Raw genomic sequence first — 17,983 nt, 5'->3', positions numbered from 1 at the left:
CGCTCACAGCCGGTTCTTACAAGCAGGCGACGAATCGACTTTAAACCTTCGCGGTTGCGGCTAGTCTCATGAGTAAGCCGTACCCAGGCTTGCTATCGGCCACCGCCGAAGACTCATCACAACCTGTCACGAGCAGGTGATTATTGAGGTCATTATGAAAATTCGTGAACTGGCCCTGCATTGGGAAGAAACCGCCAAAGGCCGTTTGACCAAGACCGGCTACAGCATTCACCTGGACGTCGAAGCCGCTGCACGCCTGGCGGCACTCAGCGAAATGTACCCCAAGCGCCACCCCGAAGAGTTGCTCGGGGAACTGATTGGCGCCGCCCTGGAAGAGCTCGAGGCAAGCTTTCCCTACATCAAGGGCCAGCAGGTGATCGCCACCGACGAAGAGGGCGATCCGCTCTACGAGGACGTCGGCCCTACCCCGCGTTTCCTCGCCCTGTCACGGCAACATCTGCATGATCTTTCGGCTGCAGCCGGCAAGCAGAAACACTAGGCGACACCCCGTTCGACACTCCTGAAACCGCGTATTCCCGAGCCCTTGGTGGCTTGGGAATACTCCTGCGCGGGGCAAAAGTTCCCGGTTTAGAGCCTCGCAAAAGTCCTCGAGGTTTTTTCGGGCGATACGCCATCTTTTCTGAACTTTGAAAAAAAGCCTCGGGTCACAGCCAGTAACCATCACTGGAACAGCCGTACCACAACCCGCTGTCACAGGCCTCGTCTCATCGCTCTCACGGCTCCACGACCAGGATGGATTTGACGATTTTCAGGAGTTATCCAATGGAGTTGAAGACCATGAAAACCAGCACCGCCACAACCACGTCCACATTCCCGCGCGGTCTCAAGTTGGCCGCCCTGGCACTCGGTTGCAGCTTCGTCCTGGCCGGATGCGCCGGCAACCCGCCGACCGAGCAATACGCCGTCACCCAATCGGCAGTCAACAGCGCTGTCAGCGCCGGCGGTACCGAGTTTGCCGCCGTGGAGATGAAGGCCGCCCAGGACAAGCTCAAACAAGCCGAACTGGCCATGCACGACAAGCAATACGACCAGGCTCGACTGCTGGCCGAACAGGCTGAGTGGGATGCCCGCGTCGCCGAACGCAAAGCCCAGGCGATGAAAGCCGAACAGTCGCTCAAGGACTCTCAGCAAGGCGTTCAGGAACTGCGCCAGGAAAGCCAGCGCAGCGCGCAATAAGCCCTGCCCTCACGCCCCTGTGCACCCGCGAATCGATAGAAAGGACGAACCACTATGCGTAAGCAATTGATGATCCCAGCTCTCCTGGCCGCCAGCGTTGCCCTGGCCGCTTGCTCGACGCCACCCAATGCCAACCTGGAACAGGCCCGGACCAACTACTCGGCCCTGCAGGCCAATCCACAAGCGAGCAAAGTCGCGGCCCTGGAAACCAAGGAAGCCAGTGACTACCTGGACAAGGCCGACAAAGCCTTCCAGGAGCGCGAGAAGACTGAACAGGTCGATCAACTGGCGTACCTGACCAACCAACGTGTTGAAGTCGCCAAGCAGACCATCGCCCTGCGTACCGCTGAAGCCGACCTGAAAAATGCTTCGGCGCATCGGGCCCAGGCCCGTCTTGATGCCCGTGACTCGCAGATCAAGCAACTGCAGGACAGCCTCAACGCCAAGCAGACCGATCGCGGCACCCTGGTGACCTTCGGCGATGTGCTGTTTGCGACCAACAAGGCTGAACTGAAATCCAGCGGCTTGGTGAACATCAACAAACTGGCGCATTTCCTCGCCGAGAATCCGGACCGCAAGGTGATTGTCGAGGGCTACACCGACAGCACCGGCGCAGCCAATTACAACCAGAGCCTGTCCGAGCGCCGCGCCAACTCAGTGCGCATGGCCCTGGTGAAAATGGGCGTCGACCCAGCGCGCGTGGTTGCCCAGGGTTACGGCAAAGAGTACCCAGTGGCCGAGAACAGCAGCGTCTCGGGCCGGGCGATGAACCGTCGGGTGGAAGTGACCATTTCCAACGACAACCAGCCGGTGATCCCACGTTCGGCAGTGAGCGCCAACTAAGGATTTAGCGCGGTAACGCAAAAGCCCCGCCTGATTCGATCAGGCGGGGCTTTTTTGCAGGACATTGTTGGAGCGGTGCACCCATGGATTGGGTCTGGCCAGATGGCCTCATCGCGAGCAGGCTCGCTCCCACAGGGTTGGCAGCGAATTCATGGACTCAGGGTTCGAGCTGCTGCGGGGTTTCCTCGCCCATGCAGCGCACGGCCTTTTTCTTGGCGTTGATCAGCACGCCGGTCAGGCCTTTCTGTTCGGTGTCGAACAATACCAGCACGCCGTCGATGCACTGCGCGACCTGGGCCGCCGGCTCCAGGGAGACTTTGTAGTCTTCGCCCGGCACGGTCTTGAGCATGGTGAACTCGTTGAGCAGCAAGGCGTCTTCCGGCTTGGCAAAGTGCAGGTAGCCGTACCACCACAGGGCAGCGACCGTGCCCAGGATGCTGCAGATACCGGTGATGATCAGCGGGATGGCGTTACGTTCTTCACTCATTGCGGGCTCTCTTGCGGTTGATCGGGTGAATGGCTGGGGGCCGGGTAATTGGGGATCTCTCCCAGGCGGCGCACACCATTGAAGTGCTGCGGATCGTCCAGATAGCGCAGCATGACGGTTCGCCAGACCGGGTCGGCGAATGTCTGCACATGGCCACCGCGGGTCAATTGCAGCACCTTTGGCGGGGGCGCAGCTTGATACAGTCGGATGCCGTTGGAAAGAGGCACGATGGGATCGTCGATGCTGTGGTAGATCAATTTCGGTACAGCGTTGACTTGGGGCATGGCGCGGATTGCGCTGTCAGCGTCCGGCACCAGCCACGACAACGGCACCTGGAACGGCCAGGTCAGCCAGGAAGTACTGAGGGCAAACTGGCCCACTTCGCGGTAACTGGCCGGCACGCCGTCGAGCACCAACGCCTTGAGTTGAACCTGGCGCTGCGGGTGTTCGGCCAGATAGTGCAGCGCCATGGCGCCGCCCAGGCTCTGGCCGAGCACAATCAGCGGCGCGCCCTGTACCTGCGGCGCCTGGTCCAGCCATTTGAAGGCCGCATCGATATCTTGATAGACCTGCGGCAAACCTGGCTCGCCTGCCGACAGGCCATACCCGCGATAGTCCAGCAGCAGCACTTGATAACCCTGCTTGGGCAACCACCAACTGCCCCCCAGGTGTGCCGCCAGGTTGCCGCCGTTGCCGTGCAGATGCAGGACTGTGCCCTTGACCGCGACACCCTCTTTTGCCGGCAGCCACCAAGCGTGCAGCTTGACCCCGTCGGCCGTGGTCAGGCTTACGTCGCGGTACTGCAGCCCGGCTTTATCCGGGGTGAACGGCAGGCCGGGCTCAGGGTAGAACAGCAGTGAGCTGCAGCCATTGAGGGTCAGGAACAGGCACAGGATGCCGAGGATTCTCATCCGTTTGAAGCCTCGCGATGGGTTCAGGGTGGTACCACCCCGGGGTTACAGAATGTTCGAGTAGTCCGCTTCGATCCGGTCCAGGCTCAGGTGGTTGAGGAAGTTGGAGAAGCACATCCAGGCCGACAGCGCGTTCATGTCACGGAACTGCGCAGGCAGGTACTTGGGCGGCTCCACCAGGCCTTCATCCACCAACTGGCGCAGGGTTCGCATGTCTTCCAGGGTGGTCTTGCCGCAAAACAGCAACGGGATCTGCTCAAGCTTGCCTTTGCGCACGGCCAACTGAATGTAGTTGTAAACCATGATAAAGCCCTTGAGATAGGACAAGTCTTTGGTAAATGGCAGGCCGTTTGGCACCGATCCACGGAATACCCGGCTGGCATTGCCATAACTCTCGGCCATTTCGAAGCCCTGCTCACGGAAGAACTCGAAAATCTGCAGGAAGTCCGCGCCCTCCTCGACCATATGGATCGCCCGGGTACGGTTGGTCAGCTTGCGCAGGCGGCTCGGGTAGGAGGCGAAGGTGATGATCTCCATCAGGATCGCCAGGCCTTCCTGAGTCACGGTCGAAGACGGCGGGCCCTTGGACAGGAAGGTGCAGATTGGCTGGTTCAGCCCGTTGAGCGTGGTGCCAACGTGCACCAGACCCTCATGCACCTCCAGCGCTCGCACGTCACGCTCGTTGAACATCGCATCGGTGCGGATCTTGATGTAGTCGGCGCCAGCCGCCGCGTCGGCGACGATCCCGTCTGACTCGAACACCCGGATGGTTTCCTCGGCCTCGCCGAACACCTTGTTCAAGCGGGTCTGCAGCAGGTGTACCGCCTCTTTGGCGGTGAGGATCTTCGGCTCGTCCTTGAGGTCGCCGCGGCCATCGATGTTGTTCAAGTAGTCGGACATCATCAGGCCCAGATCGGCCAGGGTCGGGTCACCGGCATGGAACGCATCGGAGGCCGCGCCATACAGCTCCTGGGAAATCAGCCCGAAGTCCTCGGTGCCACGGGCCTCGAGCATCCGCACCACCATGCGGTACTCCTTGCACATGCGCCGCATGATCTGCCCGACCGGGTTGAACTGGCCGAGCTGGCGAGTGATGTCGCGCTCAATGTTCTGGAACTCCAGCTTGACTTTGCTCGAATCGAAAGCCAGTGGCCGATTGAGGTAATAGTCCCGGTCCACCGCCGGCATTTCCTTGCCCTTGGCCTTGAGAAACCCCTTGCGGATGCTGTCGTCCCACTTCACCGCATCAAGGACCCGGATCGGCGTTTGCGCCAGCACTATGCGATCAGACAAGGTGCGTATCGTCTGCTGGTAATCGTCCACCGGTTGCTCCCTTGGTTAACCGTTGCCTACTGCGCTGATTGAGTGGTGTGCGGTCGTTGATACCGCGCGGCCTCGACGAACACGTCGGAATTGGCCGGATCGTCGAGGTAGGCGAACACCTGGTCCATGCTGCTGTTGATCAGTACGCCGTCACCATCGTCGGTGCTGAACGGCTCACCCTTGAGTTGTTGCCCAAGCGCCTGGCGGATCTGCTCGAGATCGAGGTTGTAGATCACCAGTTCCTGTTTATCGTTCAGTTCAAACCCGGCGATAGTGAAGTTGCCGCCGTACTGGGCCGGCACCTTGGCCGAGAGGTACCAGCGATTGCCGTGGCGCGCCACCGTGAACGGATAGGCCTCGCGCTCCTTGGGCTTGGCCTTGAAGTAGCTGACCGCCTGGTAGCGGTCCGGGCCGACACGGGTCAGGTCCAGGTTCTGTGCTTCACCCCAGGCATTCTTGCTGGTCCATTTACCGAGCAACCCCGCCGGCGCAGCCTCGCTGCCCGGCATGGCCTGCTTGAATGACACCAGGCAGCCGCTGAGCAGCAGGAACGACAGGGTGATCACCACGACACGCCAGTACTTCATTCAAGACTCCTAGTCAGCACACACCGACAGCGCAATCTGCCCTCCCCCAAGGGTTACACCGAGGCCAGCACCAAGTGCATATACCGCGTGAGGATTCCGAGCATTTCATCCTCCGCCAGCGGCTGCGCCTCGTTGAGCAGGCCTTGATATTCCATCCGTCCGATTATCGCCGTCAACACTTTGGCATCCTGTTGCGGTTCCGGCGAGCCCAGCACCTGGAATAGCTGGCAGGTACCCTGCAGGAGAATCTGCTGATGGGAACGCACCAGCAACGCCAGGCGCGGGTTGAGCAAGGCCTCCTGGCGGAACGCCTGTTCCGCCATCAGGTGCTCGCGGCGGTTGAGCAGTTGCCGGTGCACATAGTCGGCGGTGAACCGGGCGATGTCGTCGGCCAGCCGCGAACGTGCCTCGGGGCTGCCATCCCCGCTGTCGACCATCTCGCGCAGCAGTCCTTCATGATTGGCCCACAGCTTGGCCATATAGGCCGCGCTGCGCTCCACGTACTGGGCAAAGGTATCGGTGAGCAGGTCATCGATATCCTTGAAATAGTAGGTGGTCGCCGACAATGGCACACTGGCCTCGGCGGCTACGGCGCGGTGCCGCACCGCCCGCACACCGTCGCGCACGACAATGCGCATCGCGGCGTCGAGGATGTCCTGTCGACGCTGTTCACTGCCCTGTCGGCTGGCCTTGCGGCCCTGGTACTGAACACTTTCAGCGACCGCCGTAGCGACCCCCGCTGCTCCTTCTTGAGCATTTGCACGATTCACCGGTCTTACCTCGCAGTTGGAAGCAACAAGTTGATACGTTTGTTCCATACAGGCAATAAAAAGCCGCCTGATATAGGCGGCTTTTTCACTGCGGCATTTACGCTTGCGGTCGCATGTGCGGGAACAGGATCACATCGCGGATCGACGGTGAGTTGGTCAACAACATCACCAGGCGATCGATACCGATGCCCTCACCCGCCGTCGGCGGCATACCGTATTCCAGCGCACGTACGAAGTCGGCGTCGTAGTGCATGGCTTCGTCGTCACCGGCGTCCTTGTCGGCCACCTGGGCCATGAAACGCTCGGCCTGGTCTTCCGCGTCGTTCAACTCGGAGTAGGCGTTGGCGATTTCGCGACCACCGATGAACAGCTCGAAGCGGTCGGTGACGTTCGGGTTGTCATCGTTGCGACGAGCCAGCGGCGACACTTCGAACGGGTACTGGGTGATGAAGTGCGGCTGCTCCAGCTTGTGCTCGACCAGCTCTTCGAAAATCATCACTTGCAGCTTGCCCAGGCCTTCGAAACCCAGCACCTTGGCCCCGGCTTTCTTGGCGATGGCACGTGCCTTGTCGATGTCGGTCAGGTCGTCGGCGGTCAGCTCAGGGTTGTACTTGAGGATCGAGTCGAAGACCGACAGGCGCACGAACGGCTCGCCGAAGTGGAACACCTTGTCGCCGTACGGCACGTCGGTGCTGCCCAGGACCAGCTGTGCCAACTCGCGGAACAGTTCTTCGGTCAGGTCCATGTTGTCTTCGTAGTCGGCGTACGCCTGGTAGAACTCCAACATGGTGAATTCAGGGTTGTGACGAGTCGAAACGCCCTCGTTACGGAAGTTGCGGTTGATCTCGAAGACTTTCTCGAAGCCACCGACAACCAGGCGCTTGAGGTACAGCTCAGGCGCGATGCGCAGGAACATTTCCATGTCCAGGGCATTGTGGTGCGTTTCGAACGGCTTGGCCGCAGCACCACCAGGGATGGTTTGCAGCATCGGCGTCTCGACTTCAAGGAAGTCGCGCTGCATCAGGAAGCTACGGATATGGGCGATGACTTGCGAACGCACGCGGAACGTCTGACGCACTTCGTCATTGACGATCAGGTCGACGTAGCGCTGGCGATAACGCTGTTCGGTGTCGGTCAGGCCGTGGTGTTTGTCTGGCAGTGGGCGCAGCGACTTGGTCAGCAGGCGCACGCTGGTCATTTCCACGTACAGGTCGCCCTTGCCGGAACGGGCCAGGGTGCCTTCGGCGGCAATGATGTCGCCCAGGTCCCAGGTTTTCACCGCGGCCAGGGTTTCTTCGGACAGGGTCTTGCGGTTGACGTAGACCTGGATGCGCCCGGACATGTCCTGGATCACCATGAACGAGCCACGGTTGAGCATGATGCGACCGGCAACCTTGACCGGGATTGCAGCCTCTGCGAGCTCTTCCTTGGTCTTGTCCGCGTACTGCTTCTGCAGGGCATCGCAGTAGTTGTCACGGCGGAAGTCGTTCGGGAAGGCGTTGCCCTTGGCGCGCTCGGCAGCAAGCTTTTCCTTGCGCAGGGCGATCAGGGTGTTTTCTTCCTGTTGCAGGGCTTGCGGGTCGAGTTCTAGGTCGCTCATGTCTTCAAAAATTCCATCACGGGTTCGTTGCCCCCAGGCCAGCGGCCTGGGGATCGCCGGCAAGCCGGCTCCTACAGAGGATCGCGGTGAGTCAGGCGATCCCGTGTTGCATGTCTTACAAGCCTTGCTTCAGGCTGGCTACCAGGTATTCGTCGATGTCGCCGTCGAGCACCTTGTCGCAGTCGCTGCGTTCGATGTTAGTGCGCAGATCCTTGATCCGCGAGGCATCGAGCACGTACGAGCGGATCTGGTGACCCCAGCCGATGTCCGACTTGGTGTCTTCCAGGGCCTGCGAAGCGGCGTTGCGTTTCTGCACTTCCTGCTCGTACAAGCGCGCCCGCAACATTTTCATCGCGGTGTCTTTGTTGGCGTGCTGGGAGCGTTCGTTCTGGCAGCTGACCACGGTGTTGGACGGTACGTGGGTGATACGTACGGCCGAGTCGGTGGTGTTGACGTGCTGACCACCGGCCCCCGAGGAGCGGTAGGTGTCGATACGCAGGTCCGAGGGGTTGATGTCGATTTCGATGTTGTCATCGATTTCCGGCGACACGAACACGGCCGAGAACGAGGTATGGCGACGGTTGCCGGAGTCGTACGGGCTCTTGCGCACCAGGCGGTGCACGCCGATTTCGGTACGCAACCAGCCAAAGGCGTATTCGCCCTTGATGTGCACGGTGGCGCCCTTGATCCCGGCGACTTCACCGGCCGACAGTTCCATGATGGTCGCGTCGAAACCGCGTTTGTCCGCCCAGCGCAGGTACATGCGCAGCAGGATGTTGGCCCAGTCCTGGGCCTCGGTGCCGCCAGAACCGGCCTGGATGTCCAGGTAGGCGTTGTTGGCGTCCATCTCACCGCTGAACATGCGGCGGAACTCGAGCTTCTCGAGGGCCTCGCGCAGGCGTTCGACTTCGGCTGCAACGTCGTCGACGGCAGCTTGGTCTTCTTCCTCGGCAGACATCAACAGCAGGTCCTTGGCATCAGCCAGACCGCTGGACATCTCATCGAGGGTTTCTACGATCTGGGCCAGCAGCGAACGCTCGCGACCCAGGTTCTGAGCGTACTCAGGGTTGTTCCAGACAGCCGGATCTTCAAGCTCGCGATTGACTTCGGTCAGACGCTCATGCTTTTGATCGTAGTCAAAGATACCCCCGAATAGTTTCGGAGCGCTCGGACAGGTCCTTGATACTGTTAAGGATCGGGTTGATTTCCATGGCGGGCAGCACTCGTTGGCGAACTTTTGAAAGCCGGCGAGTATAACGTAATCAGGCCGCCACGGCAGCCCGCCTGGCGGACTGAATGCCGTCCAATTCCGTTTTGACAGCATCAAAGAGAGGAAAACTTCTCAAAGAAAAATCCTACCAAGTAAAAACACTATTCCCATACAAGAAGCAGAATTGCCCTGCATCAATTCCAAATTCACTCATTCACAGTCCCGCCCTTCTAAATCAGCACAAGGGATGTGTGATGTTCAGCCCTGCCAACCAAGCCTCTTTCCTCTTGGACATCGAGGGTTTCACCCACGACCTGCAAGTTCTTGAGTTCACCGGAAAGGAAGCCATCAGCCAACCCTTCCGCTTTGATCTGGAACTGGTCAGCGAGCGTCCCGACCTGGACCTGGAAAGCCTTCTGCATCGCCCGGCATTCCTCGGCTTTGATCGCCACGGCGCCGGAGTTCACGGTCAGGTTTATAGCGTCGGCCAGGGCGATTCAGGCAAGCGCCTGACCCACTACCAGCTCAGCCTGATGCCCAGCCTTGCCTACCTGGGCCACCGTTTCGATCAGAAAATATTCCAGAAACTGAGCGTGCCGAAGATCATCGCCCAGGTACTGGAAAGCCACGGCATCCTGCGCAATGGCTACCGTTTTGCCCTCGGCACGGATTACCGCCCACGGGACTATTGCGTCCAGTACGGCGAGAGCTGCCTGCATTTTCTGCAACGACTCTGCGAAGAAGAAGGCCTGCATTACCACTTCGAGCACAGCCGCGAGGGGCATGTACTGGTGTTCGGGGACGATCAAACGGTGTTCCCCAGACTCCACCGCCCCACCGCCTACCTGCATGACACCGGACTGGTCGCCGATGACCCGGTGATCAACGCCTTCACGCTCGCATTGGAGACCCGCCCCACTGGCGTGACCCGCCGCGATTACGACTTCGAAAAGCCCTTGCTGCAACTGGAGAGCGCAGCGAAAGACTCTTCGCAGCCGAGACTCGAAGACTACGGATTTCCCGGTCATTTCACCGACCGCGAACACGGAAAACACCGCGCTCGACGAGCCCTTGAACGGCACCGCAACGACTATCGACAAGCCACTGGACGCAGTGATCAGCCGATGCTACTCAGTGGTCATTTCCTGCCCCTGACCGGCCACCCGCGCCAGGAATGGAATGATTTGTGGTTACTGACTGAAGTCATCCACACCGGCAAACAACCGCAAGTGCTGCAAGAGTCGATCACCATTGCCTCAAGCGGAGAGTTTTCCCAGGGTTACCGCAACACTTTTCTCGCCACACCGTGGGAGGCGCCCTTCAGACCTGCGCTCGACCATCCCAAAGCCACGATCAATGGCTATCAACATGCAGTGGTCTGCGGCCCGCCCGGCGAAGAAATCCATTGCGACGAATACGGGCGTGTCCGTATTCAGTTTCCCTGGGACCGCGACGGCGACCACAACGATCACTCCAGTTGTTGGGTCCGGGTAGCCAGCGGCTGGGCCCATGATCGTTATGGCAGTGTGTTGATTCCTCGGGTCGGCATGGAAGTGATCGTCGGCTTCAATCAGGGCGATCCGGACAAACCGTTGATCGTCGGCTGCCTGCCTAACGGTGCCAATCTTCCCCCGCTCGACCTCCCCGCCGAGAAAACCCGAAGCACCTTCAAGACCCACAGCAGCCCCGGCGGTGCAGGCTTCAACGAGCTGCGCATCGAAGATCGCAAGGGAGCCGAGGAAATATCCATCCGCGCCCAGCGCGATTACGTACAACACGTGCTGAACGACGAGCGGGTGCAAGTCGACAACCAGCGCAGCATCGTGGTTGGCAGCAGCGCCAGTCATGAACTGCGCGCAGAAGAACAGCACCTCTCCCACGGTAACCGGCTGACGGAAATCAGACAGGACGATCACCTGACGGTTCATGGCGACCGCCATGTTCGCGTCAGCAACCAGCGCTTGAGCGCCCAGCAGCAAGTGCACATTAGTGCTGGGCAACACGTCGTCATCGATGGCGGCGCCAGCGTCACCCTTCAGGTCAGTGGCGCCTGGATCACGATCAATTCCGCAGGGCTGTTCAGTAGCGTGCCGATTCAGGTCGGTGGAGCACCGATGCCCCTGATGAACGCCGCACCGATCAGCCTCGACGCTACCGAGGCGCCGCTACCCGAATTGGTTTCAACCGCACTCCTCAAACAACTAATTGGCAGCGAAGCATTGATTGAACTCTGCCAGATGCCCAGCGGTGGAACACCGATGGACTGCCCGCTGAACGATTGCCAATGCCGCAAAGCCTTGGGCTATGGAGCTCGATCATGAATACCTGGATTCTGCTTGAACGCCCTGCCGCTCAGCTCAAAACCCTGTACAGCCTGGCGACCCATCCTGATACCCAGAAGCTGTTCGCCAGCACCTCGCTAAACAGTTTCGCCGAGCAAAGCCCGCTGCTGGTCAGGCTGAACAATCAGCCAACGCTCACCCAAGCGATCGAGCAAACCCCGTTGGAATGGCCCGGGCTGCTGATCGAAAGCGCCTGTGACACACCCTCCGTACTTGCTCACTTGCGACAGATTTTGTTCGTTAAATTCGATCAACAACGCAAAGGTATCCTGCGCTACAGCAATCCAACCGTCGCCAGCTATTTTTTTGTCGCCTGTACGGCGCAGGACCTCAGCCTATGGCTGGGACCGATCACACGCCTGCGCTGGTTCGGTGCGACGTGGGCCGCCCAGGCCGCAGGGGAAACCGGTTGGAACCAGCTCACCAACCCCCATGCGACAGACTGGACCATTGAACGCACACACAGGGATTTGTCCCTGAGCGTCACCCAGGAAGACGCTTTGATTCGCCAGCGCACCGAACAGTTTCTTTATGACTGGTGGCAGCAACATCCTGGGCGCTCATTTGTGCACGCCAATGAATTGATGGAAGAAGCGTTGAGCCAAGGCATCGACAACAGTGACGCCATCAGCGACTTTCTGAACGTCCACTGCACGCAGGCCCAATCATGAAGCGCCTCGGGAGGCTGAGTGACGGCCCCTGCTGCGAGTCCGACAAGCTGATCGTTCAGGTCATTGGCACTGCCCATGCGAAAAACCAACGACTGCTGATCGTCGATCAGTCGGGCCTCGAACCACTCCAGGCCCTGACTGATGAGGTCGTGCTCGAAACTGAGCGTTCGACCAGCGTCCACAGCGAGCTGTTTGTGTGGGAATGGTCGGCACAACTCAAGCATCAACTGTGGCTGGAAATCGACACCACTCAAGGACCGCCCATTCGTCTGCCATTGCTGGATGACGTGCGCGTAACCCCACGTCAACTGGAAGTGCAATGGAATCAGATCGTGCCGATCCTGCCTTTCGCCGCGCTGCCCGGCACTCGCAGCCGCTACGACCAGGGCACGCCGGTTTTGTGCCGCAGCGGTTATGTCTATGTGTTTTACCGCGATCGCCTCTGGCGTGAACTGGAAGTACAACAGGATGGGGAGCTCACAACTTACCGCGACGTCGACCTACAGACGTATCGCCAGAAAGACGGATTCAGCGGCGATTACCGACAACCGAGCGGTGTCGATCTCAGCGACATCTGGCTGCCCGCCACCTGGAATAATCAAGCCGCCGAAACGGTGCAACTGTGTTTCAGCGACATCCAGCTCAGCGCTGCCCGCCTCAAACGCCTGGAGGAAGACCCGGCGTTACGCGCCCAGCGTTGTCAAAGCCCGGCGCTGCAATGCGAGAGCCACGCATTCAAACGGATTTTCGACGAGAAACCCGATGGACAGGCGATGCTAGAGGCCTTCAGCGGCATCAACGCGTGGGACGCACAAGCGTCCGATAGCGCGACGAAAGCCACCGTCACCTGGCGCAACCTCGCCGAGCGGGCCTTTCCGGTCAGCCTGATCGCCCCACAACGAGCACGCCAAAGCGGTTTCGAATACCTGCTCGACCATCCGGGGCGTTACGTGTGCGACCTCTCGGGACAATTCGCGGCACAGCGTAAAACCGAAGCCAAGGCGTGTCTTGATCTGTGGGAGCAAGGCATCACGCCGTCCTTACCTGCCACGTTCGAAAGCAGTGCCTGGGCCGATGGTCTCGCCACGCTGTTGAGCCAATTACGTGGTGAAACGCTGATCGCCGATGAAGCGGATCTCTGGCAACCCCAGCCCACCGTCGTCGATGTGCTGGAAGCCGCTCGAAAACGCCGTTTGTGCGGCGTGTTACTTGAAGACCCTCGTTACCGCTTGCGTCATCTGCTTTCACAGATCCACCTGCAGCAGCAATTGCTGACGTTGTATGCCGAACGCGCCAGCCTTCACGAACACCACGCCAGCGCAGTATTGGTCCAGCAACTAATCGTGCCGGCGAACATTGGCGGTCAGAAAAACCCGCTGCACGCCTGCTTCGACAAAGTGAAAGAGGCGGGTCGCCGCGACATCAACCGCTTCACCGCTGCCGTTGAACGCGCCCTGCTCTGGCAACAACTGACCATGGCACAGGCGCTGCTAGCCGAGTGCCTGCAACAACCGGTGACCCAGCAAACCCTGGCCGATCATTTGAGCCTGGACAGTTTTGACTACCTCGCCGCGTTGTTTGCCGTCAGCCAGACCTTTGCGGCCCTCGCCACCGTGCCCGCGCAACTCGATCCGCTGGCCAGCAACGGCGATGCCACCAACGCCGTGACCGGTTTGAGCCTCTACAGCCCGCAGGCCAGCGTCGGCCAGACATTGCTCAACGACATCGCCCACGACCCGGCGCACCCGCTGCACGTGATGCTCTGGCCCGCCGTCAATGAAGCCGCGCTGGCTGCGCCTTATGTGCCGCCCAGCGAGAAAACGGTTAACGAGGGTGATGGACGGTTGCGCGCCGATCACCTCGCCGTCTTCGAAAGCGACCCAGGGCCTTATTACCCGCAGGTCGAACACCTCGACGGCCATTTGCTCGAAGGCCTGCTGGCCAGCGGCGCGCTGAACAGCACACTTACCGGCCAATCGAAAGCGGCAGTCGGCACGCTGGTCAGCATCTACGAAAACCTCGCGGGCGCCCTCGAAACCGCCAATAGCGCGGTGAAAAAACCGTCTGGGGCGCAGAGCGCGAATGTCGCGCCCACCAGCGTCTATCTGCATGAGCTTGGTGTGGGGCAGTTGCGCAGCTTAATGCCCAAGACTTTTGGCGAGGCGCAGTTCATCAACCGCCGCGATGCTGACCCGCAGCGGTACTACATCTTTGGTTTGTCCGATGTGCCGTCCGGCGAGCAACGGCCACGGCGGGTGATGGGGGAGTATTTGAGTGCTCGGGGTCAGCCGATGAAGGCGGGAAATGTTGATGCGTTCGACACGCCTTCCCGCGCTCGCGGTAGTGACCACAGACTGCTGGCGATGCCGGTGGAGCATCCGACGGTGCGCAATCTTAGTGCGCTGAATCAGCGGATTAATGCGGTTTATAAAGCGGATGTGGAGGCTCGGGGGACGGATAACGCGAGAGTGACAGGTGCGTTGCAGCAGGGTGTGGATGAGCATGCGGGGTTGGCGAATAGCCGGGTTTATCGGGTGTTGGGCTCGCTGCCGATTGCGGCGGGGGTTTTGATGTTGGAGGTTTGGAATGTGCGGATGGAGTGGGCAGGTAGGGAGCAAGTCCGCAGAGAAAAAGGACAATACAGATCTCAGCTAGCTGTAATTGCCGCAGGACTAGATCTAGCTATAGCTTTGGAGATGCTGGCGGTAAAACTTGCCGGTACCCAATCCGTTTTGGCAGTTGGTCGCAAGGTGCTGTTCACTATTTCAGAGGAGTCAGCGAGAAAAATCTTCCATTCTTTCGCCAAGCGTTTGGTAGAAAAATTTACCGGTCGAATCCTTGCACAAATTGGTTCTGGGTTAGCTCTTACGGCCATTGGCCTGACAGATGCCTGGTACGCGTGGAAATGGGGCGATGACGCCGGCTGGGCGTATCTGATGATGGCCATGGGTGGCGCTATCAGCGCGCTCAGCAATCTGATTATTCCTACCGTCACCTTTCTGGGACTGGGTCCCGGTGGCTGGGCAGCGCTGATATTGGTCGTAATCGGTGCCGGTCTGGCCTGGTGGCTCACCGACAAGCCCATTGAGGAATGGCTGGTCAATGGCCCTTTCGGCACTCAAATTCACGCCGACAATGCGCACCTGCTGGATCCACAACGCGGCTTCTACTACCTGATCAGTTTGTTTGCCGACATTCGCATTAATATCGGCAGCAATCCTGAGTTCGTGCCCAACGCCAAACATGATATTCACGCCAAGACGCCTTTTCAGGTAATTTCGGCCAATACCTGCATTCGCATAGAAAGTAACTTGCCGGGTCTGGTTACTCAGATGGGCGCGATCAATATCAATGCTCAATGCCGACTCAATACGTTCGAACTCAAAGGCGGGCGCATTAAAAGTGAAACCGTGCCGCTCAAAAAACTGATCAATAGCCAACTCGTCTCGCCCAAAGCACAACGGCTGCTACCGCAAGGTGTGGAACTGTTTTTCGAAACCCCTCCAAGTTACGCCTTCGATTCGGTCACAGGTTCATCTGGCATTGCACAACAATGGCAAGTGAGAGCGCAGTGTGTACTGAAACAACAAAACCAACGTTGGGTCTTCCCTGCACCACCGCCCAAGGATGGCACGCCATTTGATATAACTCACAACAAACCCAACTTCGGCAACGATGGTGAACTTTACTGGGCAGACGAAGTGTCAAATAAATCACGGAACAGTAACTGATGAACAATGAATCGTGGTACGCCGAAACTGCCTATGGGGCGAGTGAGGTACCTCGGCAAGAACCTTCAACTGAACGGTCGTGGATCATGCGTTTCGCCAAGGTCAGACTGCCTTGGGGCAATACTGAAGAAGTAACTCCCGTAAGTTTTGTGGAGGATTGCTCTCCGAGAGATCTTAGAAGCCAAGAACAACTCAAGAGCGAACGCGAAGAGCAAACAACCACGAATACCTACGCCCCGAGCCCATACGAAATTATTGATTTTCACATCAGGGATGACCATGAACGTTTTAGGTATGCCCTTCTCCCCGCAAGCTCCCACTTCTGGATGTATATGCTAGGAGGGGGACGCTTTTTGTTCTTCCTTTTCTTTATCATCACATTTTTTATTTTCATGGCGGAACTTCTAGATACCGAAAAAACATTACTCAACGTCATATCCGACTACTCCGCGACGCTCTTTATCTTTCTGGGAGTCCCTTTAGGGTGTTGGTTGGTTGGCACTGTAGTAATTAAGCTCTTCCCCAACCTCTGGATAAAAGCCTCGCGAGGCCCCATCTGGGAACTCAACCGCCGTACCGGCCTGGTCACGGTCTTCGACTACAAAAACAACGGTGAATGTAAAAAGAACGGCACCATCGGCGAACTCACCGCGCCGTTCTACGAGTTCGACGCCTATATCGCCACGTCCCCGGACAGTCAGGGCATGCCGATAAACGTGCTCTACCTCGCCCATCGCTACCGCAACATCATGATCAACTTCGGCGCGCTGCTCTGCCCCGGCCCCGATACGCAACAGGCCTGCGCCCTGTGGGATTTCATCCAGAACTACATGGACGTCAGCCGCCCACTGCCGGACCTGCCGCAATACGAGGAATACCGCCACCTCGACCCGACCACCGCCGAACACGACCGCCTCACCGGTCGCAACCCGCGTTACTGGATCGACATGGACGATGCGACGTTCAAGCAGGTGATCAAGGAAATGCACCAGCGCGTCGACGCCATCGACACGTTTGAGCGGCCGAACTTGATGGCCAGATACGTGACGTATGTCGATTAATCAGCCACCATCCGATAGCGCCGCACTGCTCACTGATAATCCGCAGGTGCCCGCAAGCACCAACGACTACGCAATCATCCGAGTCCGCCTCTAGAAGTCGGGAGCGTTGGCGTGGCGCGGCGTTTCGAGATTGACTGTTGGAAGAGACAGCTATCAATCAGACGGAACACTTGCAGCTGCCGAGCCGCGTTCCGGGCATCGTGTTTCGGCGAGTTACTCAATCCCCACCTGATTGCGCCCATTGTGCTTGGCCAGGTACAAACCCTTGTCTGCCGCCAAAATCAATTGCCGGCAGTCGCTGCCCTGCTGTGGGGTGATGGTCGACAGGCCGATGCTGATGGTCAGGCTCGCACCTTCGGCCGGGGCGATGTGTGGAATTTTCAGGGCGGCGACGGTCTGACGGAGTTTTTCCGCCACCAGTCGTGCGCCACCCGGCGAGGTGTTGGGCAGCACCAGGGCGAACTCTTCACCGCCATAACGCGCGGGCAGGTCCGAGGGCCGGCTACTGGCATCGCGGATCGCGGTCGCTACCTTGCGCAGGGCTTCATCGCCCTCAAGATGACCGAAGCTGTCGTTATAGGACTTGAAGTAGTCGACATCGATCATCAACAGCGACAATTGGGTCTGGTCGCGCAACGAGCGCCGCCATTCCAGCTCCAGGTACTCGTCGAAGTGCCGGCGGTTCGACAGGCCGGTCAGGCCGTCGGAGTTCATCAACCGTTGCAGCACCAGGTTGGTGTCGAGCAACTGCTGCTGGCTGACCCGCAATGCCCGATAGGCTGCATCGCGCTGGATCAGCGTGGTGTAGGAGCGCGAGTGATAGCGAATGCGCGCCACCAGCTCGATATTGTCCGGCAGTTTCACCAGGTAATCGTTGGCCCCGGCGGCAAACGCCGCGCTCTTGATCAAGGGATCTTCCTTGGTCGACAGCACAATGATCGGGATGTCCTTGGTCGCCGGGTGGTTGCGGTAGTCGCGCACCAGCGTCAGGCCGTCCAGGCCAGGCATCACCAAGTCCTGCAGGATCACCGTCGGCTTGATGCGAATGGCCTGGGCGATGGCCTGGTGCGGGTCGGCGCAGAAATGGAAGTCGATGTTGTCTTCGTTCGCCAGACCCCGCCGCACGGCTTCGCCGATCATCGCCTGGTCGTCGACCAGCAGCACCATCGCGGCATTTTCATCGTTCTTGAAATCGTCGAGCTGTAACTCATCCATGGGGGTTCACCTGAAATACTACTTGGCCCGTACCG

Annotated in this window: 15 protein-coding genes; 7 read left to right on the top strand and 8 right to left on the bottom strand. The window is 59.2% G+C overall.

Going from position 1 to position 17,983, the window contains the following annotated elements:
- Positions 1-154 precede the first annotated feature (154 nt).
- From PspS04_RS05170 to PspS04_RS05160, 3 genes are all read left to right on the top strand, one after another.
- Entirely contained in the window at positions 155-499 is a 345-nt protein-coding gene (locus tag PspS04_RS05170; protein WP_095166736.1) for a pilin assembly protein, read from the top strand.
- Positions 500-783: 284 nt separating this feature from the next.
- A complete protein-coding gene (locus tag PspS04_RS05165; protein ID WP_159994003.1) occupies positions 784-1,197 on the top strand; it encodes a DUF4398 domain-containing protein in 414 nt (137 codons plus the stop codon).
- 54 nt (positions 1,198-1,251) lie between these two features.
- Positions 1,252-2,040: an OmpA family protein gene (locus PspS04_RS05160; protein ID WP_159994001.1), complete on the top strand. Its 789-nt coding sequence runs from the start codon at positions 1,252-1,254 to the stop codon at positions 2,038-2,040.
- A gap of 157 nt (positions 2,041-2,197) precedes the next feature.
- Here the strand turns inward: PspS04_RS05160 and PspS04_RS05155 are convergent, their stop codons facing one another.
- The 7 genes from PspS04_RS05155 to prfB all read right to left on the bottom strand — a co-directional run bounded on the left by PspS04_RS05155 (position 2,198) and on the right by prfB (position 8,929).
- Positions 2,198-2,527: a hypothetical protein gene (locus tag PspS04_RS05155; RefSeq protein ID WP_095166731.1), complete on the bottom strand. Its 330-nt coding sequence runs from the start codon at positions 2,525-2,527 to the stop codon at positions 2,198-2,200.
- Complete coding sequence (locus PspS04_RS05150) at positions 2,524-3,438, bottom strand: alpha/beta hydrolase (protein WP_159993999.1); 915 nt, start codon at positions 3,436-3,438, stop codon at positions 2,524-2,526. Before PspS04_RS05150 ends, PspS04_RS05155 begins: the two co-directional genes overlap by 4 nt.
- Positions 3,439-3,483: 45 nt before the next feature.
- Positions 3,484-4,761 (bottom strand): flavohemoglobin expression-modulating QEGLA motif protein, encoded by a 1,278-nt coding sequence (locus PspS04_RS05145; protein WP_095166715.1) that lies wholly within the window; start codon positions 4,759-4,761, stop codon positions 3,484-3,486.
- Positions 4,762-4,787: 26 nt separating this feature from the next.
- Positions 4,788-5,348: a hypothetical protein gene (locus PspS04_RS05140; RefSeq protein WP_095166713.1), complete on the bottom strand. Its 561-nt coding sequence runs from the start codon at positions 5,346-5,348 to the stop codon at positions 4,788-4,790.
- A 53-nt stretch (positions 5,349-5,401) separates the two neighbouring features.
- Positions 5,402-6,118 carry a TetR/AcrR family transcriptional regulator gene (locus PspS04_RS05135; RefSeq protein WP_159993997.1) on the bottom strand — a complete coding sequence of 239 codons (717 nt, stop codon included), beginning with the start codon at positions 6,116-6,118 and terminating at the stop codon, positions 5,402-5,404.
- Between the two features lie 97 nt (positions 6,119-6,215).
- A complete protein-coding gene (lysS, locus tag PspS04_RS05130) occupies positions 6,216-7,718 on the bottom strand; it encodes a lysine--tRNA ligase (RefSeq protein WP_095166709.1) in 1,503 nt (500 codons plus the stop codon).
- Positions 7,719-7,833: 115 nt separating this feature from the next.
- A protein-coding gene (gene prfB, locus PspS04_RS05125; RefSeq protein WP_143501160.1) for a peptide chain release factor 2 occupies positions 7,834-8,929 on the bottom strand; the annotation gives its coding sequence in 2 pieces (ribosomal slippage) (positions 7,834-8,856 and positions 8,858-8,929; 1,095 coding nt in all).
- A 253-nt stretch (positions 8,930-9,182) separates the two neighbouring features.
- On the opposite strand from prfB, the gene PspS04_RS05120 reads away from it, so the two are divergent.
- From PspS04_RS05120 to PspS04_RS05105, 4 genes are read left to right on the top strand one after another with little or no spacing between them, the layout of a single operon-like run.
- Complete coding sequence (locus PspS04_RS05120; protein WP_159998736.1) at positions 9,183-11,249, top strand: type VI secretion system Vgr family protein; 2,067 nt, start codon at positions 9,183-9,185, stop codon at positions 11,247-11,249.
- Complete coding sequence (locus tag PspS04_RS05115) at positions 11,246-11,941, top strand: DUF4123 domain-containing protein (protein WP_159993995.1); 696 nt, start codon at positions 11,246-11,248, stop codon at positions 11,939-11,941. Before PspS04_RS05120 ends, PspS04_RS05115 begins: the two co-directional genes overlap by 4 nt.
- Positions 11,938-15,672, top strand: coding sequence for a toxin VasX (locus PspS04_RS05110; protein WP_159993993.1), 3,735 nt, complete (start codon positions 11,938-11,940; stop codon positions 15,670-15,672). Before PspS04_RS05115 ends, PspS04_RS05110 begins: the two co-directional genes overlap by 4 nt.
- Positions 15,672-16,733 (top strand): hypothetical protein, encoded by a 1,062-nt coding sequence (locus PspS04_RS05105; protein ID WP_178112605.1) that lies wholly within the window; start codon positions 15,672-15,674, stop codon positions 16,731-16,733. The genes PspS04_RS05110 and PspS04_RS05105 overlap by 1 nt, the downstream gene beginning before the upstream one ends.
- Before the next feature lie 213 nt (positions 16,734-16,946).
- Here PspS04_RS05105 and PspS04_RS05100 read toward each other — a convergent pair whose 3' ends face one another.
- The gene (locus PspS04_RS05100) at positions 16,947-17,948 is read right to left on the bottom strand and encodes a response regulator (protein WP_095166707.1); all 1,002 of its coding nucleotides are present in this window, start codon (positions 17,946-17,948) and stop codon (positions 16,947-16,949) included.
- Positions 17,949-17,983 lie beyond the last annotated feature (35 nt).

This window comes from Pseudomonas sp. S04 (assembly GCF_009834545.1).
Taxonomy (GTDB): Bacteria; Pseudomonadota; Gammaproteobacteria; order Pseudomonadales; family Pseudomonadaceae; genus Aquipseudomonas.
This window is presented reverse-complemented; position numbering and strand designations above follow the sequence as displayed.

Bases quoted from the DNA above. Each gene is read 5' to 3' on its own strand.
- PspS04_RS05170 (WP_095166736.1), top strand. From the start codon at position 155: ATGAAAATTCGTGAACTGGCCCTGCATTGGGAAGAAACCGCCAAAGGC.
- PspS04_RS05165 (WP_159994003.1), top strand. From the start codon at position 784: ATGGAGTTGAAGACCATGAAAACCAGCACCGCCACAACCACGTCCACA.
- PspS04_RS05160 (WP_159994001.1), top strand. From the start codon at position 1,252: ATGCGTAAGCAATTGATGATCCCAGCTCTCCTGGCCGCCAGCGTTGCC.
- PspS04_RS05155 (WP_095166731.1), bottom strand. From the start codon at position 2,527: ATGAGTGAAGAACGTAACGCCATCCCGCTGATCATCACCGGTATCTGC.
- PspS04_RS05150 (WP_159993999.1), bottom strand. From the start codon at position 3,438: ATGAGAATCCTCGGCATCCTGTGCCTGTTCCTGACCCTCAATGGCTGC.
- PspS04_RS05140 (WP_095166713.1), bottom strand. From the start codon at position 5,348: ATGAAGTACTGGCGTGTCGTGGTGATCACCCTGTCGTTCCTGCTGCTC.
- lysS (WP_095166709.1), bottom strand. From the start codon at position 7,718: ATGAGCGACCTAGAACTCGACCCGCAAGCCCTGCAACAGGAAGAAAAC.
- PspS04_RS05120 (WP_159998736.1), top strand. From the start codon at position 9,183: ATGTTCAGCCCTGCCAACCAAGCCTCTTTCCTCTTGGACATCGAGGGT.
- PspS04_RS05115 (WP_159993995.1), top strand. From the start codon at position 11,246: ATGAATACCTGGATTCTGCTTGAACGCCCTGCCGCTCAGCTCAAAACC.
- PspS04_RS05110 (WP_159993993.1), top strand. From the start codon at position 11,938: ATGAAGCGCCTCGGGAGGCTGAGTGACGGCCCCTGCTGCGAGTCCGAC.
- PspS04_RS05105 (WP_178112605.1), top strand. From the start codon at position 15,672: ATGAACAATGAATCGTGGTACGCCGAAACTGCCTATGGGGCGAGTGAG.
- PspS04_RS05100 (WP_095166707.1), bottom strand. From the start codon at position 17,948: ATGGATGAGTTACAGCTCGACGATTTCAAGAACGATGAAAATGCCGCG.